18 protein-coding genes and 1 pseudogene are annotated in these 21,431 nt (G+C 63.4%); 14 read left to right on the top strand and 5 right to left on the bottom strand.

From position 1 onward, the window contains the following. The 13 genes and pseudogenes from PG896_RS01380 to tldD all read left to right on the top strand — a co-directional run. A pseudogene (locus PG896_RS01380) lies at positions 1 to 152 on the top strand (IS630 family transposase); the annotation flags it as partial. 97 nt (positions 153 to 249) lie between these two features. Next, positions 250 to 489, top strand: coding sequence for a hypothetical protein (locus tag PG896_RS01375; RefSeq protein ID WP_270835322.1), 240 nt, complete (start codon positions 250 to 252; stop codon positions 487 to 489). Further along, a complete protein-coding gene (locus tag PG896_RS01370; RefSeq protein ID WP_113978235.1) occupies positions 489 to 1,352 on the top strand; it encodes a PilW family protein in 864 nt (287 codons plus the stop codon). The genes PG896_RS01375 and PG896_RS01370 overlap by 1 nt, the downstream gene beginning before the upstream one ends. Next, entirely contained in the window at positions 1,342 to 1,842 is a 501-nt protein-coding gene (locus PG896_RS01365; RefSeq protein ID WP_372587656.1) for an MSHA biogenesis protein MshP, read from the top strand. Before PG896_RS01370 ends, PG896_RS01365 begins: the two co-directional genes overlap by 11 nt. 107 nt (positions 1,843 to 1,949) lie before the next feature. Continuing rightward, a complete protein-coding gene (locus PG896_RS01360) occupies positions 1,950 to 5,342 on the top strand; it encodes a DUF6701 domain-containing protein (RefSeq protein WP_270835321.1) in 3,393 nt (1,130 codons plus the stop codon). A gap of 216 nt (positions 5,343 to 5,558) precedes the next feature. Then, positions 5,559 to 6,599 carry a rod shape-determining protein gene (locus PG896_RS01355; protein WP_005308111.1) on the top strand — a complete coding sequence of 347 codons (1,041 nt, stop codon included), beginning with the start codon at positions 5,559 to 5,561 and terminating at the stop codon, positions 6,597 to 6,599. 41 nt (positions 6,600 to 6,640) lie between these two features. Further along, a complete protein-coding gene (gene mreC / locus PG896_RS01350; protein ID WP_029313545.1) occupies positions 6,641 to 7,549 on the top strand; it encodes a rod shape-determining protein MreC in 909 nt (302 codons plus the stop codon). After that, the gene (gene mreD / locus PG896_RS01345) at positions 7,549 to 8,034 is read left to right on the top strand and encodes a rod shape-determining protein MreD (protein WP_010672635.1); all 486 of its coding nucleotides are present in this window, start codon (positions 7,549 to 7,551) and stop codon (positions 8,032 to 8,034) included. Before mreC ends, mreD begins: the two co-directional genes overlap by 1 nt. Positions 8,035 to 8,086: 52 nt before the next feature. After that, the gene (locus PG896_RS01340; protein ID WP_010672636.1) at positions 8,087 to 8,674 is read left to right on the top strand and encodes a Maf family protein; all 588 of its coding nucleotides are present in this window, start codon (positions 8,087 to 8,089) and stop codon (positions 8,672 to 8,674) included. Between the two features lie 79 nt (positions 8,675 to 8,753). Further along, the gene (gene rng / locus PG896_RS01335) at positions 8,754 to 10,223 is read left to right on the top strand and encodes a ribonuclease G (protein WP_010672637.1); all 1,470 of its coding nucleotides are present in this window, start codon (positions 8,754 to 8,756) and stop codon (positions 10,221 to 10,223) included. Then, complete coding sequence (locus PG896_RS01330; RefSeq protein ID WP_270835320.1) at positions 10,224 to 14,123, top strand: YhdP family protein; 3,900 nt, start codon at positions 10,224 to 10,226, stop codon at positions 14,121 to 14,123. A gap of 178 nt (positions 14,124 to 14,301) precedes the next feature. Next, a complete protein-coding gene (locus PG896_RS01325) occupies positions 14,302 to 15,108 on the top strand; it encodes a carbon-nitrogen hydrolase family protein (protein WP_052815368.1) in 807 nt (268 codons plus the stop codon). Positions 15,109 to 15,165: 57 nt separating this feature from the next. Then, entirely contained in the window at positions 15,166 to 16,614 is a 1,449-nt protein-coding gene (gene tldD / locus PG896_RS01320) for a metalloprotease TldD (protein WP_069652309.1), read from the top strand. Positions 16,615 to 16,717: 103 nt separating this feature from the next. Here tldD and PG896_RS01315 read toward each other — a convergent pair whose 3' ends face one another. From PG896_RS01315 to PG896_RS01305, 3 genes are all read right to left on the bottom strand, one after another. After that, positions 16,718 to 16,921: a hypothetical protein gene (locus PG896_RS01315; RefSeq protein WP_161469777.1), complete on the bottom strand. Its 204-nt coding sequence runs from the start codon at positions 16,919 to 16,921 to the stop codon at positions 16,718 to 16,720. 159 nt (positions 16,922 to 17,080) lie between these two features. Beyond that, complete coding sequence (locus PG896_RS01310; RefSeq protein WP_201957079.1) at positions 17,081 to 17,803, bottom strand: MarC family NAAT transporter; 723 nt, start codon at positions 17,801 to 17,803, stop codon at positions 17,081 to 17,083. A gap of 120 nt (positions 17,804 to 17,923) precedes the next feature. After that, entirely contained in the window at positions 17,924 to 19,240 is a 1,317-nt protein-coding gene (locus tag PG896_RS01305) for an MFS transporter (RefSeq protein ID WP_039040437.1), read from the bottom strand. Positions 19,241 to 19,394: 154 nt separating this feature from the next. Between PG896_RS01305 and PG896_RS01300 the strand changes: the two genes are divergently transcribed. Then, a complete protein-coding gene (locus PG896_RS01300) occupies positions 19,395 to 20,072 on the top strand; it encodes an adenine nucleotide alpha hydrolase (protein WP_201957082.1) in 678 nt (225 codons plus the stop codon). 73 nt (positions 20,073 to 20,145) lie between these two features. Here PG896_RS01300 and ypfJ read toward each other — a convergent pair whose 3' ends face one another. Then, positions 20,146 to 21,000 (bottom strand): KPN_02809 family neutral zinc metallopeptidase, encoded by an 855-nt coding sequence (ypfJ, locus tag PG896_RS01295; RefSeq protein ID WP_109111810.1) that lies wholly within the window; start codon positions 20,998 to 21,000, stop codon positions 20,146 to 20,148. Between the two features lie 74 nt (positions 21,001 to 21,074). After that, the gene (locus PG896_RS01290; RefSeq protein WP_104455135.1) at positions 21,075 to 21,338 is read right to left on the bottom strand and encodes a hypothetical protein; all 264 of its coding nucleotides are present in this window, start codon (positions 21,336 to 21,338) and stop codon (positions 21,075 to 21,077) included. Positions 21,339 to 21,431 lie beyond the last annotated feature (93 nt).

Below are 21,431 nucleotides of genomic sequence, written 5' to 3'. Positions count from 1 at the left end.
GGAGCTGGCTTCGTCAGCATGTGTTGGCTAATCGCAGCTTCAAGGATTACGACGACATCCTTGATGCCTGCACATCGGCCTGGAAGCACTTTATTGCCGATGTGGAGCGGGTGATGTCACTTTGTAGCCGAGATTGGATAAAACTGACCTAATGTTTAATCCGATTGGTATGACCTATCCCCCCTGCACCGCCAGCGCCGACTACGGCCCGGAGGGGGGCGAGACCCGCCCCTATGCCTCTTCAACGACGTGGACGATTTCGACACCGGGGGTCACTGGGTGGACGCCAACCTGTTTACCCAGACGGATGCCGAGGGCGTCAGCGACCAGGAGTATCGCCACTATCAGATCAGGATCGCCGTCACCCCGGATACCCTGTTTGGCAGCACCGGGCCAGGGGCCGAGTCTATCGGCAAGCGCGTCGCCCTGACAGTGCGTCTGCCGGATGAGAGCGAGCTGGCGTTTGCCCTCTATCGGGGGAACTACTGATGGACCAGCCGCACTCCCGTGATGCCGCGTTCGATGACGCAGCTGTGACCACACCCCGTTACCGCGTCCGATCAGGCTTCGCTCATCGAGCCTGCGCCCAACCTGGGCGGGGGCGGGGCTTCACCCTGGTGGAACTGGTGATGGTGATCCTGCTGCTCGGGGTGATGGCGACCTTCTCCAGCCAGTTTATCGGCATCGGCACCCAGATCTACGGGGATGCCAGCCGCCGCGAGCAACTGATGAGCGATGCTCGCTTCGCCATGGAGCGGCTAAATCGGGAGTTGCGCGATGCGGTGCCCGGCTCGGTGCAAGTGGAGGCTTCTAATAGTGGGGGACAAGGCGCCTGCCTGCGCTTCTGGCCCATTGCCACCGTCAGCCGTTATCTGAGCCTCAATAAACCCGTTGCAGAAGGCCTCGAGCTAACGCTGGTGGCTTCATCCGCCAGTGAACTTCCTACTTATAAAGATTGGGCCGTTGTGTATCCCATCACAGGAGATGGAGGCTTAGAAACGGGATGCGTCTATGGCGACTGTGTGGCGGCTGTGAAGGTGCCGCCACCGAACGCAGTGAACGGGATAGGGACTGTAGTGGTGGATAGGGTATTTGATGGGGAATCTCCCGCCAAACGCATCTATTTTGCCAACCAGCAGGTGCGTTATTGCATTGACGCCCAAGGTGCCTTGATGCGGTACAGTGGATCCGCACCCGTCCTGATGGCAGAACATATTCGGCCCACCGAATCCTATTTCTATCGGGATCCCGCGGCCTTCAGCCCGAGCGAGGTGGGGCTGCGGCTAGTGTTTGAGCAGCGCGGCGAGAGCGTCAGCTTCAACCACAAGCTGGAGGTGCTCAATGTTCCTTAAGCCGCTCCCCACCAGTAGGCGGGCCCAGCGCGGCAGCGCCATCATGATAGCGCTCTTCGTCATCGTCATCATGGCCTTGCTGGCGGCGGCCATGGGCCGCTTTTTGGTGGACAGCGGCGAGAAGAATACGGTCGAGGTGCGTGGCGTGCGGGCCCTGATGGCGGCCCAGAGCGGACTGGAGATAGCGCTCTATCGGCTCTATCCCAATGGCAGTTGGAATGCCAGTGCGAGTGGCGGAAGCGAGCTGCGCTGTGTTGCCACTAACCCCCCTCCTACCCCAATTACCTTCCCCCCGGATCCAGGTCTGATTAACTGCCAGGCACGGTTGTTTTGCACAACTGTGGTCGTAAGTGCGGCCGGAACCACCCAGACCGGCTACCGGCTTCGCAGCGAAGGGCGTTGCGGCGATCAGGATCTGAACAGCCCGAACCCGGATTTTGCTGTTAGCCGAACAGTGGAAGCGGAAGCCTTTGATGGAGACATACCTTGAGACAGAAGCGTGCTGGTGACGGTTCACCCTTGAGTCTTCGGGAGTCTGCGACGGCCCGGGCTTGGGTCCGCGCTATCCTCTGCGGCCTGTTGGGGTTGTTTAGCGGTATGAGTGGCGCCTTTGATGCCATCAATACCAGCACCTATTTCCCGGCCGTGGTGCAGGGGCATCATGGGGTGGAGGCAGCGGCCTGTACTAACGTGCCCAATCCTCAGTTGAGCGAAGTTAATCAGCCAAAAATCAATGGTACCGGCGGCAACAAGCTGGCGTTTTGCTCCATCAGCGCTAACCAAAACAACACCAAGAACTGTGACGATGGCCAAGGGGGTTACAAGGTCTGCGCCGTCACGGGGCGGGATATTGCTGGGCTCAGCCTGACAGGGAACAATGCTTTCCCCACCAATGGCTCCACGACGGATCTCGCCTGTACCAACAACGGTAGCGCGGCGTTGAGCCAGAAGGACTACCGCACTGTCACCAGCAGTGGTTGTCAGCTGACGATGACCGCCCAGCCCGGTTACCAGGTCAAGAGCCTTACCATGAGCAATGGTGGCACCCTGACCCTGGGACCGGGAGATCACTTTTTCGAGACGCTTTCCCTCGATAGCACCACCATCAAGTTGCAGAGTGTGGATCAGGCGTTGACCCGGATCTTCGTCAAGAATACCCCTACCTTGCAAAACAATTTCTCGCTCAATGCGGGGGGCAAGCAGAACCTGATCTGGGTCAGCTACGGCGACTTCGCCATGCAGAGCGGCTCTTTTGTTGGTTACCTCTATGCGGGTGGCAAAGTGACCCTGAGCAACCAAGCGACCCTGACTGGCCGGATCACGTCTAGAGCATTGGAAGTCAGGGATAATAGCGTGATCAACAAGGGAGATGCAGTGCTCCCATCGTCCACCTGCAAAAACATCTTTACCGATCCCCCCTCTGGGGGGGTCATCATGACCCCTCCACCCGGCATACTGGAGCCGCCGCTCGGCGATCTCAGCTGCGAGGAGAAGAAGGGGGTGACCACCTGCACGGGGGCACCGAATAACAGCAACGTCTTTGCGCCTGGCGATCACGACTTCAATCGAGGCAGCTTCGGAAATGACGCTGCGCTGGTTACCACCGGCGTGACGGCACGGCTCTATTTCAACGAACTCACCTTGAACAATGCCCAGCTCAACGTGGGTGGTGCACCGGAAAACCTGCTGATCTATGTCAAGGGTTTGCTCAACGTGGTGGGCCAGGTCCGTATCAATGGCATCCTCTATGTAGCGGGCGACGTCAAGATGACCGGTAATTCGGAGCTGAGGGGGGCAGTTGCCGCCGGCGGCAGCGTCGATCTGGGCGGCAGCAACAACTTCCAGTTTGTACAAGATGCGGTCGACAAAGTCGATTTTGGCGATATCACCTGCGGCGGCGGCTCGGGGGGAAGCCAGCTCGATCACTTCGAACTCTCCCATTCCGGTCAGGCGCTCACCTGCAACCCCGAGACCGTGGTCATCAAGGCCTGCGCCAACGCGGGTTGTTCCCAGCTCGTCACCGAGCAGGTCAGCGCTACCCTGAGCCTCTCTCCCAGCTCTGGCAGCAATGGCTGGGTCGGTGGCAATCAGGTGGTCTTCAGCGGGGGCTCGACCTCGGCCCAGCTGCGTAATAATACGGCCAGTGCCGTGACCATCGGGGTCTCAAGTTCGACCCCCGGCTTCCTCCATGGAACCCTGTGCCGGGCGGGTAGCGGGGCACTGAGCGCCGCCGCCTGTACCTTGAGCTTCGCCGACAGCGGCTTCATCTTTGACGTGCTGGACACCCTGGCCAACAGACCCCAGCAGGTGCAGCTCAAGGCGGTCAGGAAAGACAATGTGACCCAGCAGTGCGTGCCGAGCTTCGCCAACGTGAGCAAAGCCGTCAGCTTCTGGAGCGACTACGTCAGCCCGGCGACCAACACCTTCGGCAGCAGGGTGATGGTCAACGGCAGCGCCATCGCCACCGCGCAGGGGGCGGCCACCCTCAGCAACCTGAGCTTCGATGCCAAAGGGGAGGCGACCCTGACGGTCAGCTACCCGGATGCGGGCCAGATGCGGCTCAACGCCCGCCACGATGGCAGCGGCGACACGGCGGGTCTGGTGATGACGGGCTCGGATCTCTTCGTCAGCCGCCCGGTCGGGCTCTGCATCACCCCTGCCCAAGGGGCCTGCACGGCAGGGGATGTCAGCTGTCCGGTGTTCAAGAAGGCGGGCGATGACTTCCAGCTGAATATCGGCGCCGTGGCCTGGCAGGCCGATAACGACAGCGATTTTTGCAGCGGCAATCTGGCGACCCCCAACTTCACACTGGCCAAGATAGCGCTTGGCAGCCAGCTGGTGGCCCCCAAGCCCGGGGTCGAGGCGGTGGTCAGCAAGCTGAGTTATGACCATGCCATCACGGCCAGCAACAACCTCAATGCCGTCACCCAGTCGCTCAACGAGGTCGGAGTCTTCCAGATGACGGCGACACCGCCGACCTCAGGCTACTTCGGTTCCACCATTCCCGCCGCCACCAGTGTGCCGGTGGGGCGCTTCGTGCCCTGGGATTACAGCTTAAGCGGCGGCTTTATCACACCTGCCTGTAACATCTTTACTTATATGAGCCAGCCCTTCCAAAGTGGTTTTATTATCAAGGCTCGTAACAATCAGGGAGTAACCACGCAGAATTATAAAGAGGGCTTCGCCAAGGGAATTGCACAGATGGTCGCGGCCAATGCCCTCGACGGGGTGGACCGTTCAACACGCTTCTCCATGTCTCCCTCTCTGAGCTGGATCGATGGCGTTGCCACGGTGGATCAGCGGGATAATACCCGATTTGATCGGGGGGCAGCCCCGGAAGAGCCGCTCTCCCTGCTTGATATCGGCCTGCGAATGGATGACAAAGACGGGGGGGAAACGGTACTGACAGGGGCTGATATGAACCCCGGCGTTGCGGGGGGATGTCAAGGGGTTGGTTGTAACGCCATTCGGCTGGGAACTCAGGAGCTGCGTTACGGCCGAGTGCTGGCCAGCACCAGACAAGGGGTCGCCAGCGCCCCTCTGATGCTGCCGTTGCAGGTGCAGTATTTCGAAGGAGCGGCGTGGAAAATCAACCAAGCGGATGTTTGTACACAGCTATCTCTTGCCAAAGGAGGTTTTGTTCCATTGGATCCGACGCACAAGATCAGTCTCAATAATGGTTCTTATGAGGTCACGGGTCAGGTACCAGGAACCATGCCGCCGCAATCTTTCAGTAGCACTTTGACGCTCAGTGGTCTGGCTGCGCCAGCCAGTGTAGCGACGGCAAACAAAGGTGAGATCCTGTTTCATTTCTCTGCGCTAGTACCAGTACCAAATAAAGTTGTTGGCATCCCCTACAAGGTGGAATTGTCGAAACAGCCATCACGGCCACTCTGGCTGTCGGATCCACTTACTCAGGCGGGAGAGGCCATCTTTGGCCGGGATAGGGGCAATGACAGAATTATTTACCGCCGCGAAGTGATGCCCTGACATCCGGGCTGACACGGGGAGATAGACGCATTGCTGTACAGTGGCGTCTTATCTCCTTGTTTCGTAGTGTTTGTCGGCCTGAGCGGGTGAGTGATGACTCGCATTTTTGTCGCGCCTGATTGATTGGCGACAGTTTGAGCGCTTGCCCATTGGGGTGGGCATTGGTAAAGTTAGCCGGTTTTCTGCACCTCCAAATTCTTAGGATTTCCCGTAGCCATGTTCAAAAAGCTCAGAGGCGTCTTTTCCAACGATCTGTCGATCGACTTGGGAACTGCCAACACCCTGATCTATGTAAAAGATCAAGGGATCGTCCTTAACGAACCCTCAGTTGTCGCCATTCGCCAAGAGCGCGGGAACGCCAAATCGGTCGCTGCTGTCGGTCATGCCGCCAAGCAGATGCTGGGTCGTACCCCGGGTAACATCTCCGCCATTCGCCCGATGAAAGACGGCGTGATCGCCGATTTCTACGTGACCGAGAAGATGCTGCAGCACTTCATCAAACAGGTTCACGACAACAACTATTTCCGCCCCAGCCCGCGCGTGCTGGTGTGCGTGCCCTGCGGCTCCACCCAGGTGGAACGTCGCGCCATCAAGGAATCCGCTCTGGGCGCCGGCGCCCGCGAGGTTTACCTGATCGATGAACCCATGGCTGCCGCCATCGGTGCCGGCCTGCCGGTCTCCGAAGCGACCGGTTCCATGGTGGTGGACATCGGTGGCGGTACCACCGAAGTGGCCATCATCTCCCTGAACGGCGTGGTCTACTCCCAGTCCGTCCGTATCGGTGGCGACAAGTTCGACGAAGCCATCATCAGCTACGTCCGTCGCAACTACGGCAGCCTGATCGGGGAAGCCACCGCCGAGCGCATCAAGCACGAGATCGGCTCCGCCTATCCGGGCGAAGAGGTGCGCGAGATCGAAGTGCGCGGTCGCAACCTGGCCGAGGGTGTGCCCCGCAGCTTCACCCTGAACTCCAACGAGATCCTGGAAGCGCTGCAAGAGCCGCTCTCCGGCATCGTCTCCGCCGTCATGGTGGCCCTGGAGCAATCCCCGCCCGAGCTGGCGTCCGACATCTCCGAGCGCGGCATGGTGCTGACCGGTGGTGGTGCCCTGCTCAAGGACATCGACCGTCTGCTGATGGAAGAGACCGGCATCCCGGTCGTCGTGGCTGAAGATCCCCTCACCTGTGTCGCCCGTGGCGGTGGCAAGGCGCTGGAGCTGATCGATATGCACGGTGGCGATCTGTTCCACTACGAATAAGACCCAAAGCCGGCCGAGCGCCGGCTCTTTTTTGACGACTCATGAAACCCATCTTCGGTAGAGGCCCTTCGCTTCAGTTACGGTTGTTTCTCGCCGTCATCATCTCCGTCGCTGCCATCGTCGCGGATTCCCGCTTCGGTGTGTTCAGCCATGTCCGCGTTTATCTGAGCTCCCTGGTGAGCCCGCTGCAATACATCGCCAACGCCCCCGGCACCCTGCTCGACACCATGTCGACCCAGGTGCAGACCCGCGCCGATCTCATCGAGCAGACCAAGCAGCAGGAGCAGCAACTGTTCACCCTGCGCTCGCGCCTGCTCAAGATGGATCAGCTGGAGCACGAGAACCAGCGTCTGCGCGAGCTGCTGGGGTCGCCGGTACACAAGGAGTCCCGCAAGATGGTGGCCGAGCTGCTGTCGGTGGATTCCGACCCCTTCAGCCATCAGGTGCTGATCAACAAGGGGGCGCTGGATGGCGTCTACAACGGCCAGCCGGTGATCAACGATCAGGGGGTGGTCGGTCAGGTGCTCCACGTGGGCTCCACCACCAGTCGCGTCCTGCTCATCACCGATTCCAGCCACGGCATCCCGGTGCGGGTGCTGCGCAACGACTTGCGCGCCATCGCCTCCGGCAGCGGCGAGCTGGACAAGCTGGAGCTGCGCAACCTGCCCCGCAACACCGACGTCCAGGTCGGCGATCTGCTGGTCACCTCGGGCCTGGGCGGCCGCTTCCCGGAAGGTTATCCGGTGGCGACCGTGACCCGCTCCGACTACGTGGAGGGCAAGCCCTTCGCCCAGATCGAGGCCAAGCCGCTGGTGGCGCTGGATCGTCTGCGCTACCTGCTGCTGCTGTGGACCGACAAGAAACCGGAAGTACACGACAAGGATGCCCTTGAGCCTGCGGCGAGCGCCTCGGCGGCCACGGCAACCTCGGCGGCGGGGGCGACGCGCTGATGCTGCAACCCGCCAGCGGCAGGATCTGGATCTGGTGTTCGATCCTGCTGGCCCTGTGCCTCTCCATCCTGCCGCTTCCCTTTCAATTCGAACCCTTCCGTCCGGACTGGCTCGCCATGGTGCTCATCTACTGGGCGCTGGCGCTGCCGCACCGGACCAACGTCGGCACCGCCTGGGTGGCGGGCCTGCTGCTGGACGTGCTGCTCGGCAGCACCCTCGGCGTGCGGGCCATGGCCATGGCCATCACCACCTACCTGGCGGCCTTCCAGTTCCAGAAGATCCGCAACTTCTCCCTCTGGCAGCAGGCGCTGATCATCGGTCTGCTCTCCCTGGTGGGGAAGATCACCGTGTTCTGGGCGGAGCATCTGTTCAGCCGGGCCAGCCTCAACTTCGCCTACTTTTGGTCGACGTTGACGACGATGTTAATATGGCCCTGGATTTTTATGGTCTTGCGCAAGGTGCGGCGTCGCTTCAATATCAAGTAAATGTGAATAAAAACAACGCATTGTAACTGCGCATCGTCTCATTGAGTGAAGTATGAACAAGCACAACGAACTGCAACTCTATCTCGCTTCGGGCTCCCCCCGCCGGCACGAGCTTCTGACCCGCCTGGGCTACCGTTTCGAGGTCCTCAAGCTAGATGTGCCGGAGCTGCGCAACGACGGTGAGAAGCCCCAGGATTACGTCTGCCGGCTGGCCCGCGACAAGGCGATGGCCGGTGTGGCCGCGGCGCCCACGGCGCTGCCTGTGCTGGGGGCCGATACCATAGTGGTGCTGGGGGAGCGGGTGCTGGAGAAACCCTCCGACCTGCTGGACGCCAAGGACATGCTGGAAGCCCTCTCCGGGCGGGTACACCAGGTGATGACGGCGGTGGCCCTGGCCACCCCGGAGCGGTGCGATGTGCGACTGGTTACCACCAACGTGGCGTTTCGCAAGCTGGACGAGGCCGAGATCGAAGCCTACTGGCGCACCGGCGAGCCGTGCGACAAGGCGGGCGCTTATGCTATCCAGGGCATTGCCGGCAAATTCGTCAGTCGCCTCGAGGGGAGCTACAGTGCCGTGGTCGGCCTGCCCCTGCTGGAGACGGACCTGTTGATCAAGCAGCACCTCGAGCAGACCCGGTAATCCTCTCGTCAGCAGTGCGCTGCTGAGTTACCCGTTGTTCGTCGTGCCAGAATTCAAAACTAGAAAGGCAAGGTAACTTATGTCGGTAGAACTGCTGGTAAACGTCACCCCCTCCGAAACCCGGGTCGCCCTGGTCGAGAACGGTCTGCTGCAGGAAGTGCATGTGGAGCGTCAGGCCAAGCGCGGCATCGTGGGCAACATCTACAAGGGCAAGATCAGCCGCGTGCTGCCCGGCATGCAGGCCGCCTTCGTCGACATCGGCATGGACAAGGCCGCCTTCCTGCACGCCTCCGACATCGTCCCCCATACCGAGTGCGTGGCGATCAAGGAGAAGGAGCAGTTCCAGGCCGGCAACATCGCCGAACTGGTGCGCCAGGGGCAGGACATCATGGTACAGGTGGTCAAAGACCCGCTCGGTACCAAGGGTGCCCGCCTCACCACCGACATCACCCTGCCATCCCGTTATCTGGTCTTCATGCCGGGCAGTGCCCACGTGGGGGTCTCCCAGCGCATCGAATCCGAGGCGGAGCGCGAGCGCCTCAAGCGCACCGTGGCCGGCTATGTGGACGAACTGGGCGGCTACATCATCCGCACCGCCGCCGAAGGGGTGGGGGAGCAGGAGCTGGAGCAGGACGCCGCCTTCTTGAAGCGCCTGTGGCGCAAGATCCTCGAGCGCAAGCAGAAGTATCCCCCCTGCAAGATCCTCTACGAGGATCCCAGCCTGGCATTCAGGGTGGTGCGTGACTTCGTCGGTGCCGAGCTCGACAAGATCCGGGTCGACTCGCGCCAGAGCTTCGATCAGCTCAAGCGCTTCACCGAGGAGTACGTGCCCGAGCTGGCCAACAAGCTGGAGTACTACACCGGCGAGTCGCCGATCTTCGATCTCTACGACGTGGAGAACGAGATCCAGCGGGCCCTGGAGCGCAAGGTGGAGCTGAAATCCGGCGGCTACCTCATCATCGATCAGACCGAAGCCATGACCACGGTGGACATCAACACCGGGGCCTTCGTCGGCCATCGCAATCTGGAAGAGACCATCTTCAACACCAACGTCGAGGCCACTGCCGCCATCGCCCGTCACCTGCGCCTGCGCAACCTCGGCGGCATCATCATCATCGACTTCATCGACATGCAGTCCGAGGATCACCGTCGCCGGGTGCTGCACAGCCTGGAGCTGGCGCTGGCCAAGGACAGGGCCAAGACCAACGTCAACGGTTTCTCCCAGCTCGGGCTGGTGGAGATGACCCGCAAGCGCACCCGGGAGAGCCTGGAGCACGTGCTCTGCGCCGAGTGCCCCGAGTGCAAGGGGCGTGGCCGGGTCAAGACGGTGGAGTCGGTCTGCTTCGAGATCCTGCGGGAGATCATCCGGGTCAACCGCGCCTACGACGCGGATCAGTTCACCGTCTATGCGGCCCCCTCGGTGGCCGATTACCTGCGGGGGGAGGAGTCCCACAGTCTGGCGGAGCTTGAAGTCTTCATCGGCAAGCAGGTCAGGGTGGTCTCCGAGCCCCTCTGTGGGCAGGAACAGTTCGATGTGGTGATGATGTAATTGGTCTATCGCTGGCTGAGTCGGGGCTGGTTGGCCCTCGGAGTCTTCTTCGTGCTGCTGGCCGTTCTGGTCAGCGTGGTACGACTGGGCGGCCCTTTGCTCAACCAGCACCGGGCGGCTGTGATAGGGACCCTGCTCGGGGAGAGTCAGCTCGAGGTGAGCGTGGATCACGTCGGGCTGGAGTGGACTCCCCGCGGCCCGGCCATCGGGCTGGAAGGACTGGCCATCGCCCCCGATTCGGGGCGTTTCTCCCTGCGCCTTGGCAAGGTGTGGGCCCACCTCGACTTCTGGCGCTCCCTCAACGAACTCAGACCGGTGTTTGGCCAGTTGATCCTGAGCGACGGCAACATCGCGCTGGACATGACCCAGCCCGCCACCCCCGTCAGCGGGAAGAGCGCGAACCAGCAGGAGGCCCTGCTGCGCTTCCTGCTGACCCAGCTCTCCACCTTCGACATTCACGACACTCGCCTGAGCCTCACCACGGCACTGGGGGAGGTGCGCGCCCTCGACATCGCCCAGTTGCGCTGGCAGAACCGCGGCAAGCGGCATCAGGGGGTCGGCAAGGCCTATCTCATCAACGGGGTGGGGGAGAGCACCCTGGACCTCATCATCGATGTGGATGCCCCCGAGGTGCGGCTCGACCGTCTCAAGGGCCAGCTCTATCTGGGGGCCAGCGAGCTGGACATCAGCCCCATGCTGGCCAGGATCCACGCCGGCGCGCCGCCGGTGAGCGGCCAGCTCGACTTCCAGCTCTGGAGCGAGTTCGAGAAGGGCAGGCTCGGTAACTCCCTGCTGGCCTTTGGCAACAACCACCTGATCTGGAAAGACGAGATCAAGGGGGAGCCGCACCGCCTCGACCTGCAGGGGGGCAAGATCCAGCTGCGCCGGGACGGCGAGGCGTGGCAGCTCGCCAGCCACGACGTCACCTTCAAGCTCGATGGCGCCACCTGGCTGCACAGCCGCCTGCAGCTCGAGCGCATCGGCTCACGCATCCAGGGTTATGTGCCCGCCATCGATCTCGACCAGATTGCCAACCTGAGCCAGCTGGTCTCCGGCCTCTATCCCGAGCTGACCGAGACCCTCAAGCGCACCCGGCCAAGGGGCCAGTTGCAGGAGCTGGTCCTGCAAGCCGACGGGGACTGGCAGGGGCTCTCTTTGCAGGGGCAACTGCGCGGCTTCGGGACCCGGGCCTGGCATGATGTGCCCGGCCTGCAAAAGCTGGACGGTGACTTTTGGCTGACCCCGAACGGGGGGCGTGCCCGCCTGACCCTGGGCAAGGGCAAGGTGGATCCGGCCCGCCACTTCAAGGAACCCATCCCGGTGGACAGCCTAAGTGCGGCCCTCGACTGGTGGCGGGCGCCGCAAGGCTGGGTGCTCTATGGCCAGGACATTGCCCTGGACAACCCGGATCTGCGCCTCGCCAGCCGGTTTCGCCTCGAGCTGTTCGAGCACCCCTTCCTCGCCCTGACCGGGCGCATCGACGTCAAGAACGCGGCCCATGCGGATCGCTACTACCCCCTGGCGGTGATGGATGAGGGGCTGGTGAGCTACCTGAGCGGCGCCATCAAGGGGGGCAAGGCCAAGGGGGCAGACTTGCTCTGGTACGGCGAATTCCGTGACTTCCCCTACGACAACGGCAAGGGCGTCTTCCAGGTGGCGGTGCCGCTGCAACAGGCCACCTACGAGTTTTTCCCGGGTTGGCAGCCGCTGACCGACCTGCAGATCGATCTGCTGTTCCAGAACGCCAGCCTCGACATGAACAGCCGCGCCACCCAGCTCGGCAAGGCCAGCTCCGACTCGGTGCACGCCTGGATCCCGGACCTCTATCCGGGTGCTCACCTCTACGTGGATGCCAGGGTTGAGGGCGAGGGCAAGGCCATCAGCGACTATTTGCAGGACTCGCCGCTGGGGGGATCCGTCGGTCAGGCGCTGCGGGAGGTGGAGATCCGCGGCCCCATGAAGGGCACGGTGAAGCTCGACATACCGCTGGATGGCGAGGGGGAGGTCAAGGCCAGCGGGGAAGCCAGCTTCAAGGACAACAAGGTGAGGATCGCCTCCCTGGATCTACCCCTCGACGGGGTCGCAGGGACGCTCGAGTATGACAACGAGCAGACTCGCATTCACAACCTCAAGGCCAGCCTGTGGAACCAGCCGCTGACCCTGGATTATCAGGGGCGGCAACTGCCCCACGGCTATCAGGCCGATCTCAAGTTCCAGGGGCAGTGGGACAGCCGCCGCCAGCGCCGGGACATACCGGCCCTCGAGATGCTCCAGGGGCGCAGCAACTGGTCCGGTACTCTGGGGCTGACCCTGCCCGAGAACAAGGCGTTCAGCTTCCAGCTGGCGCTGGACTCCAACCTGCAGGGCATGGGGCTGGATCTGCCTGTGCCCCTGACCAAGGCGGCGGGTACCCGGCTGCCCCTCAAGGTGACGGCCCGTGGGCGGGATGGCAGCGCCGACATCCGCGCCGTGCTGGGGGCGGACATCGACATGCAGAGCCGCCTGGTGTACGGCGACGGCGTCCCCTATCTCAGCCGGGTGCGGGTCAACATCGGCCAGCCCGGGGCGCGGGTGATGCAGGACAAGCCCATGCTGCTCGCCATCAACCAGCAGCAGGCGGACGTGGCCGGCTGGCTGGCCCGTTTCAAGCAGTGGCTGCCGGCCGGTTCGGCGCCGAGTGACAATGCGGTGGTGGGCCCCTCTTTCTTGCCCCAGGAGTGGTGGGTGGATGGCCAGCTGGCCCGTGCCGACATCGGCAGTGCCAGTCTCAAGGCGGTGCACTTCACCCTGGGGCCGGTGAACCAGGCCACCGAGGTGATGATCGACAGCCCCGACGTGATGGGGGTGGTGCGGGTGCCGGTGGCCGATGGGCGCCCCATCGATGCCAAGTTTGCCCGCATCTACTGGTCCGGCAAGGGGACCGATCTCAGCCCGGATCCCGATGAGCGCCAGGACAGGGCCATCATGAATGCCATTCCCTGGCTCACCTTCAGTTGCGTGGATTGCCGCTTCGGCGAGCTGCCCCTGGGTGAGGTGAAGGGGGAGCTGCTGCCCGGGGCCAACCGGCTGGATCTCAAGGGACTGGAGATGCGCCTGGCGGGCAGCACCCTGCGCGGCAGCGCCGAGTGGCTGGCCCGTGGCAGCCAGATGCAGACCCGTGCCAGGGTGAACCTCGAGACCCGCAACAGCGAGCTGCTGCTCAAGCGGCTCGGCTACACCTCGCCCATCGGGGATGCCCCGGGCAAGCTGGCGCTGGATCTGAACTGGCGTGACGTGCCCTACCGCCTGAGCCTGCCGACTCTGGCGGGCAGCGCCGACTACCAACTGGAGGGAGGCACCCTGCGGGAGGTCAACGACAAGGGGGCCCGACTGCTCTCCCTGCTGAGCCTCGACTCCCTGATGCGCAAGCTGCGCCTCGATTTTCGCGACGTCTTCGACAAGGGCTTCTATTTCGAGTCCATGTCCGCCTCCGCCAAGGTCAATCAGGGGGTGGTGGAGAACAACGACTTCTACATGAAGGGCGCCGCGGGCAACCTGCGGGGCAAGGGCATCGCGGATCTGGTGCGCTGGCGGCTCGACTTTGATCTGAGCTTCTCCCCCAACCTGGGGGGCACCCTGCCGGTGGTGGCGGCCTTCTCCCTGACCCCCATCACCGGGCTCTATGTGCTGGCCCTCTCCAAGCTGCTGGAGCCCGTGGTGGACGTGGTGACCCGCATCGATTTTCGGGTCTCCGGCCCGCTGGACGCCCCCAGGCTGGTGGAGGCGGGGCGGGATCGCGCCCGCATCAAGCTCAACCAGCACCAGAAGGATGCGGTGGATGCGGTGGCGCCCGGCCTGCCCGCCAAGGAGGTCACCCCCTTCCTGCTCGATCCCAAGCACCAGGGCTCGGGTCAGCGCTGAGGGCCAGCGCCGGGCTGGGGGACTTTCCCCCGGCCGCCAAACCCCTCATAGTGCAGATATTGCCCCGCGAGCCGAGAAGGCCTTGTGTCACCGGCTCGCCCAACAGAAGAGTGCGGATATTGCCCTGCGAGCCGAGGAGGCCTTCTGCCACCGGCTCGCCCAACAGAAGGAGCGTGTCATGTGGCTAGCCGCCATGCAGTTGATTTCGGGTCGTACCTGGCAGGATAACCGGGAGCGGATCGCCGCCGAGCTGGCGAGTCTGCCCGGGGAGCGCCCCTTGCTGGTGCTGCTGCCGGAAAACTTCGCCCTCTTTGGCGAGCGGCAGGGGTATCTGGACGGGGCAGAGCCATTGGGAAATGGCCCAATCCAGCAGCAACTCTCTGATTGGGCCAAATCCCACGGCATCTGGCTGGTGGCCGGGGCCATGCCCACCGCCATCGCCGGTGCCGACCACATCCACACCAGCACCCTGGTGTTCAATCCCGACGGCGAGCTCAAGGGGCATTACCACAAGATCCACCTGTTCGACGTGGACGTGGCGGACAATCACGGCCGCTACCGGGAGTCGGAGACCTTCAGCCCGGGTGATCAGCCTGTGCTGGTGGACTCCCCCTTTGGTCCCCTCGGCCTTTCTATCTGTTATGATCTGCGCTTTCCCGAGCTGTACCGCCAGTTGGCCCGGGCCGGTGCCCGGGTGCTGCTGGTGCCTGCCGCCTTTACCGCCGTCACCGGCGAGGCGCACTGGGAGCCCCTGCTGCGGGCCCGTGCCATCGAGAACCAGTGCTACGTGGTGGCCGCCAACCAGGGGGGCACCCACGAGACAGGGCGTCAGACCTGGGGCCACAGCATGGTGATCGACCCCTGGGGCCGGGTGCTGGCCTGTCGGGCGTCGGGGCAGGGCACTGTGCTGGCGCCGCTGGATGGGGCCCTGGTCGATGAATTGAAACGCACCATGCCGGTGCTGCAACACGCCCGCCTGTTGTGAGCCCGCGGCCGTGGATTTAACCGTTACGACATCTCGCATGAGAGTGGAGAGAAAGATTTGAGTCTATTGAGCCAGGTTAGTGCCTCCCTGTTGGCCCCGAACGATCTCGACGAAGGGCGGCTGCAACAGCTGCTCGGCAGCCTGATGAGCCATCAGGTGGAGTTCGGCGACCTCTATTTCCAGCGCAGCTGGCACGAGTCCTGGATGCTGGAGGACGGCATCGTCAAGGATGGCAGCTACAACATCGATCAGGGGGTGGGGGTGCGCGCCGTCAGCGGCGAGAAGACCGGTTTCGCCTACTCGGACGAGCTGAGCCTGCTGGCGCTGCAACAGTCGGTGACTGCCGCTCGCGGCATCGCCGCCGCCGGTGCGCAGGGCAAGGTAAAAGCATGGGCTCGCACCGAAGCAAACCTGCTCTACCCGGCGCTGGATCCCCTGCAGACCCTCGACAAGCAGCAGAAAATTGCCCTGCTGGAGCAGATGGACAAGTTCGCCAGAAGCCTGGATCCCGCCATCAATCAGGTGATGGCCTCCATCAGCGGGGTCTATGAAGAGATCCTGGTGGCCGCCACCGATGGCACCCTGGCCGCCGACGTGCGTCCGCTGGTGCGCCTCTCGGTGACCGTCATCGCCGAGAAGGGGGATCGCCGTGAGCGCGGCAGCGCGGGGGGCGGTGGCCGCTTCGGTTACGACCATTTCCTCGAGCTGGACGGGCTCGAGAGCCGGGCGTTTGGCTATGTGCGCGAAGCGGTACGCCAGGCGCTGGTCAACCTGGAGGCCATCGACGCCCCGGCCGGCACCATGCCGGTGGTGCTCGGTGCCGGCTGGCCCGGTGTGCTGCTGCACGAGGCGGTGGGTCACGGTCTGGAAGGGGACTTCAACCGCAAGGGCTCCTCCGCCTTTGCCGGGCGCATCGGCGAGCAGGTGGCTTCCAAACACTGCACCATCGTCGATGACGGCACCCTGCCGGGTCGGCGCGGCTCCGTCTCCATCGACGACGAGGGGACGCCGGGCGGTTACAACGTGCTGATCGAGAACGGCATTCTCAAGGGTTACCTGCAGGACAAGCAGAATGCCCGCCTGATGGGGGTACCGCTCACCGGCAACGGCCGCCGCGAATCCTACGCCGCCCTGCCGATGCCGCGCATGACCAACACCTACATGCTGGCGGGTCAGTACGATCCGGCGGAGATCATCGCCTCGGTGAAGAAGGGCATTTACGCCCCCAACTTCGGTGGCGGCCAGGTGGACATCACCTCCGGCAAGTTCGTCTTCTCTGCCTCCGAGGCCTACCTCATCGAGGATGGCAAGATCACCGCGCCCATCAAGGGGGCGACCCTGATCGGCAACGGCCCCGAGGCGATGAGCCAGGTTTCCATGGTGGGCCGTGATCTCGCGCTGGATCGCGGGGTCGGGGTCTGCGGCAAGGAGGGGCAGAGCGTGCCGGTCGGCGTCGGCCAGCCCACCCTCAAGCTGGATCAGCTCACCGTGGGCGGCACCCAGTAAGGTCACACACCTTTGTAAACCCCGGCCCGGCGCCGGGGTTTTTATTGGAACGCGCAAGCAATAAAAAGCCCCAGCAGGCGCCGGGGCTGGGAAAGGGCTCGGGTCAGTTGACCGAAATGGCGCGGGCGTCGATGAAGAAGCGGGCGTGGCCGTGGTCATCCACCCTTATCTGGGCGAGCAGGCGATCCTTTCGCTTGAACTCCCATCCTGTCTTGAGCCGGGTCAGCGCGGGGCTGGCGGCACCGACCACATTCAGATACTCATGAAACAGGCTGTAGCTTCCAATCTCGGTCAGCATCTTTTCCATTTGCATATCTCCTCAAGTAATGGGCTCAGCACATGCCACGCTAGCGGCAACCTTCTGAACCCTGCCTGTACAAAAACCAGACTACCCCATCAAGATGAAGGCAATATGATCAGGCGCAAGATCAGGAGGGATTTGCACGAAAAATGACACCGTTTTCAATCAGGGCTTGCGCGGCACGGCGAGATGATCGAAGGCGGTGGATCCGGCATGGGACGGCAAGGCGGCAGCGGGTTGTTCCATCACCTGACCATGGAAGACGGGATCCTGCGCCACCTCCTTGACGCCGTTGATGCAAAACTGCATACCCATGCACACCAGCAGGAAACCCATGATGCGTGTCATGGCGTCGATGCCGGTGGCACCCAGGATCTTGCACACGGGATCTGCCAGCTTGAGCACACCCCAGCTGATCAGGCTCATCAGGGCGAAGGCGGTGACCATGGCGGCATAGATGACGACGCGATCGGCCTCGGCCGGCAGCTCGGCGATCTGGGCCGCGCCGCTGATCACCAGCGCCATGGTGCCGGGTCCGCACATGCTGGGCATGGTCAGGGGCACGAAGGCGATATTCTGGTTGGCCTCGACCCCGGCAGACTGGTTTGGCGAGGGGAACAGCATGCGAAAGCCGATGAAGGCGATAATGAGGCCACCGGCCAGGCGCAGGCCGGGAATGGAGATCCCGAACAGATCCAGGATGGAGGATCCGATGAAGAAGCTGACGCACAGGGTGGCGAACAGATAGAGGGCGGCCATGTTGATCTGGCGGCGAATGTGCTCGCGGGACATGCCCTTGCTCAGTCCCAGCAGCAGGGTGGCCGTGGTGGGCGGGTTGACCATGGGCAGCAGGGCCAGCAAGGCGAGAAAGATGACCTGGAAGAACATAGTGGACCTCGGGCAGGTGGACGGATTGGGGTGAGCTGGCAGGTCCGCAGCGGACCGCCACCCGGTCGATAATATCCGCAAAGAACAAGCCCCGACAGTGCGGGGCTTGCTTGGGAAGGATCAGGCGGCCTGCGGGGTTGCCTGGCGTTGGCCGCGCTGGCGCAGCCAGAGCCAGATGCCGAGCACGAAACCGAGGGCGGCCAGGCTGACCACATAGTGGGAGGGGGCCAGCACGTCCTCCTTCATCCAGAGGGTGACCAGCATGGGGGTGAGGCCGCCGAAGATGGCGTAGGCCACGTTGTAGGAGAACGACAGCCCGGAGAAGCGCACCACCGGCGGGAAGGCATTGACCATGACGTAGGGCACGGCGCCGACGATCCCCACTGCAAAGCCCGCCAGCATGTAGAGGGGCACCAGCTGATCCGTGCCGGCTGCCAGGCTGTGGTAGAAGGTATAAGTGGCGCCGGCCAGCAGCAGGGAGCCCAGGATGAAGGTAGGGCCGCTGCCGATGGCATCGATCAGGCGGCCATAGACGATGCAGCCCAGGGTGAGGGCGACGATGGCCAGGGAGTTGGCGGTCAGGGCATCGGCCGGACTGATGCCGTGGACCTTCTGCAGATAAGTCGGGGTCATCAGGATCACCACCACGATGCCGGCGGAGAGCAGCCAGGTCAGCAGCATGGAGACGACGACGCTGCCCTTGTGTTCACGCAGCACCGTCTTGAGGGGCAGCTCCTCGGCCAGGGACTTGTTGGCCTGCATCTCGGCGAAGACCGGGGTTTCGTGCAGCCAGCGGCGCAGGTACATGGCGACGATGCCGAACACGCCGCCGAGCACGAAGGCCAGACGCCAGCCCCAGTCGCTCACATCCCCCGGGCTCATGCCACGGTTGATGGCGGTCGCCACCAGGGAGCCGAGCAGGATGCCGGCGGTCAGCCCCGCGGTGAGGGTGCCGCAGGCGACACCGACCCGGCGGGCGGGCACGTGCTCGGCCACGAAGACCCAGGCACCGGGGACTTCCCCGCCGATGGCGGCCCCTTGCAGGATCCGCAGCAGCAGCAACAGCAGGGGGGCGGCGATGCCGAGCACGGCGTAGGTGGGCAGCAGGCCGATCAGCAGGGTCGGCAAGGCCATCAGGATGATGCTGAGGGTGAACATCCGCTTGCGGCCGATGAGATCGCCAAAGTGGGCCATGATGATGCCCCCCAGGGGGCGGGCCAGGTAGCCGGCGGCGAAGATGCCGAAGGTCTGGAACTGGCGCAGCCACTCGGGAATGTCGGCCGGGAAGAAGAGCTCGCCGATGACCACGGCGAAGAAGACGAAGATGATGAAGTCGTAGAATTCGAGGGCGCCGCCCAGCGCCGCTAGGCTCAGGGTCTTGTAATCCTGTCGATTGAGGGGGCGACCGTGGTCGTGCGATGTGCTGACTTTACTCATATCCTTATGTTTCCCATCGTTTTTTTAGTTATTCTCCCCGGTGTGCTGCGGGGATACGCTCACCCACGAGGGTATGCTTTTGTGTCCCGCAATGTAAATCGCACAATTCGCAACACTGTCTTGCAGCACGGTGCTGCAAGTAGCTGGAGAGATCATGACGAAGAAAAAGGTACTGCTCTCCTGGAGCAGCGGAAAAGACAGCGCCTGGGCCTTGCATCGCCTGCGCCAGGATCCGGCCATCGAGGTGGTGGGGCTGTTCACCACCCTCAACCAGGCGTTCGAGCGGGTGGCCATGCACGGGGTGCGCAAGCAGTTGCTGCTGGCACAGGCTGAGTGTGTGGGCTTGCCGCTGACCACCATCGACCTGCCCTGGCCCTGCAGTAACGAGGAGTATGGGCGCATCATGACGGGCTTCATCGCCGATGTGCAGGCCAAGGACATTTACCACATGGCGTTCGGGGATCTCTTTCTTGAGGATGTGCGCGCCTATCGGGAGCGGCAACTGGCGGGGACCGGCATCACGCCGCTCTTCCCGCTCTGGGGCAGCGACACGACCGAGCTGGCGCAGGCGATGATCGACGCCGGGCTCAAGGCCAGGGTCTGTACCCTGGATCCGGGCAAGCTGCCTGCCACCCTCGGCGGACATGAGTTTGACGCGGCCTTGCTGGCTGCCCTGCCCGCCGGGGTGGATCCCTGCGGCGAGAACGGGGAGTTCCACACCCTGGCCTGGGACGGCCCCATGTTCCTGCATCCCTTGCCCATCCGGGTGGGGGAAACGGTGCTGCGAGACGGCTTCGTCTTCACCGATCTGCTGGCGGAGGATCCCGAATGAGGGAAGACCCCCTCGGGTGAGAAAGGAAAGGGGCCGGCTCCGTGAGGAATCGGCCCCTTTGCGTTTGCCCCCTTCAGCGGGCGGCGAAGGTGTCGCAACTGGCGGGCTTGCCGCTGTCAAAACCGCGTTTGAACCAGGTGAGGCGCTGGGCCGAGGTGCCGTGGGTGAAGCTGTCGGGAACGACCCGGCCCTGACCCTGCTGCTGCAACCTGTCGTCGCCGATGGCCTGGGCGGCGTTGAGCGCCTCTTCCAGATCGCCGCGCTCCAGCACCTGCTCTTTTTCCATGTAGTGGCCCCAGACCCCGGCGAAGCAGTCCGCCTGCAGTTCGAGCTTGACCGACAACCGGTTCTGGGCGACCTGGCTCAGCCCCTGTTGCTGCTGGCGCACCTTGGTGGAGATACCGAGCAGGTTCTGCACGTGGTGGCCCACCTCATGGGCGATCACATAGCCCTGGGCGAAGTCGCCGTCGGCCCCCAGCTTGTCGCGCATGTCCTGATAGAAGGAGAGATCGATGTAGACGGTGCTGTCGGCCGGACAGTAGAAGGGCCCCATCACCGACTGCCCCTGGCCGCAGCCGGTGCGGGTCGCACCGCGATAGAGCACCAGTCTGGGGGCCTGATAGTGGTTGCCGCTTTGCTGGAACATCTCACCCCAGGCGTCCTCCGTGGAGGCGAGCATCACCGAGGTGAAGCGGGCGAGGGGATCGTTTGCAGCCTGGGACGAGTTCTGACGCTGGGGCTGGCTCTGCGGGGCCGGATCCTGCAGCAGGGGGCCGAGGTCCACGCCGTAGTACCCCGCCACCATGACCACCACCAGCAGGATCAGACGCCCCTTGCCACCGATGGGCAGGCCGCCGCCCCCGTTGCCGCCGCCTTGCTGGCGTCGGTCTTCCACATTGTTGCTCTCACGGCGATCTTGCCAGCGCATATCCCCATACTCCCGTCATTGGTGGTGGCGGTAATGATAATGGCTGGCGCCGGGGCTTGCCTAATCGGCCCGGGTCATTCGGCCCAGGGCATCTCGGGCAGGCTGTCGAGGAACTCGCCGTAACGGACGAGGTTGAAGGGGCCCTGTTCGGCCTCCATAGCCATGAGTTCGGCGCCCAGGGCGCAGGCGATGTATTGCAGCGCCTCTTCCCGCGGGGTGCCCTTCATCACCAGGCGCATCAGGGTGGCTTTCACCTGGAGGGGGTGGCCCTCGGCGAGCTGGTTCTCCACCATCTCCAGCAGTGTCTCTTCATCAAAAAATTCGGGGGTATCGGTCATGGCCGTTCTCCTGCCTGTTCCATGGGGTGGGCAGTATAGCGGGGACGCGGCTCCCGGGGCGAAAATATCCTCCGGGTCTTGCCAAGGGGACGG

Origin of the sequence: Aeromonas sp. QDB30 (assembly GCF_027707645.1) — a bacterium.
Classification (GTDB): domain Bacteria; phylum Pseudomonadota; class Gammaproteobacteria; order Enterobacterales; family Aeromonadaceae; genus Aeromonas; species Aeromonas caviae.
This window is presented reverse-complemented; position numbering and strand designations above follow the sequence as displayed.

What these genes read in the sequence shown, in the direction of transcription:
- PG896_RS01370 (WP_113978235.1), top strand. Translation starts at nt 489, where the DNA reads ATGGACCAGCCGCACTCCCGTGATGCCGCGTTCGATGACGCAGCTGTG.
- PG896_RS01365 (WP_372587656.1), top strand. Translation starts at nt 1,342, where the DNA reads ATGTTCCTTAAGCCGCTCCCCACCAGTAGGCGGGCCCAGCGCGGCAGC.
- PG896_RS01360 (WP_270835321.1), top strand. Translation starts at nt 1,950, where the DNA reads ATGAGTGGCGCCTTTGATGCCATCAATACCAGCACCTATTTCCCGGCC.
- PG896_RS01355 (WP_005308111.1), top strand. Translation starts at nt 5,559, where the DNA reads ATGTTCAAAAAGCTCAGAGGCGTCTTTTCCAACGATCTGTCGATCGAC.
- mreC (WP_029313545.1), top strand. Translation starts at nt 6,641, where the DNA reads ATGAAACCCATCTTCGGTAGAGGCCCTTCGCTTCAGTTACGGTTGTTT.
- mreD (WP_010672635.1), top strand. Translation starts at nt 7,549, where the DNA reads ATGCTGCAACCCGCCAGCGGCAGGATCTGGATCTGGTGTTCGATCCTG.
- PG896_RS01340 (WP_010672636.1), top strand. Translation starts at nt 8,087, where the DNA reads ATGAACAAGCACAACGAACTGCAACTCTATCTCGCTTCGGGCTCCCCC.
- rng (WP_010672637.1), top strand. Translation starts at nt 8,754, where the DNA reads ATGTCGGTAGAACTGCTGGTAAACGTCACCCCCTCCGAAACCCGGGTC.
- PG896_RS01325 (WP_052815368.1), top strand. Translation starts at nt 14,302, where the DNA reads ATGTGGCTAGCCGCCATGCAGTTGATTTCGGGTCGTACCTGGCAGGAT.
- PG896_RS01315 (WP_161469777.1), bottom strand. Translation starts at nt 16,921, where the DNA reads ATGGAAAAGATGCTGACCGAGATTGGAAGCTACAGCCTGTTTCATGAG.
- PG896_RS01310 (WP_201957079.1), bottom strand. Translation starts at nt 17,803, where the DNA reads ATGTTCTTCCAGGTCATCTTTCTCGCCTTGCTGGCCCTGCTGCCCATG.
- PG896_RS01305 (WP_039040437.1), bottom strand. Translation starts at nt 19,240, where the DNA reads ATGAGTAAAGTCAGCACATCGCACGACCACGGTCGCCCCCTCAATCGA.
- PG896_RS01300 (WP_201957082.1), top strand. Translation starts at nt 19,395, where the DNA reads ATGACGAAGAAAAAGGTACTGCTCTCCTGGAGCAGCGGAAAAGACAGC.
- ypfJ (WP_109111810.1), bottom strand. Translation starts at nt 21,000, where the DNA reads ATGCGCTGGCAAGATCGCCGTGAGAGCAACAATGTGGAAGACCGACGC.
- PG896_RS01290 (WP_104455135.1), bottom strand. Translation starts at nt 21,338, where the DNA reads ATGACCGATACCCCCGAATTTTTTGATGAAGAGACACTGCTGGAGATG.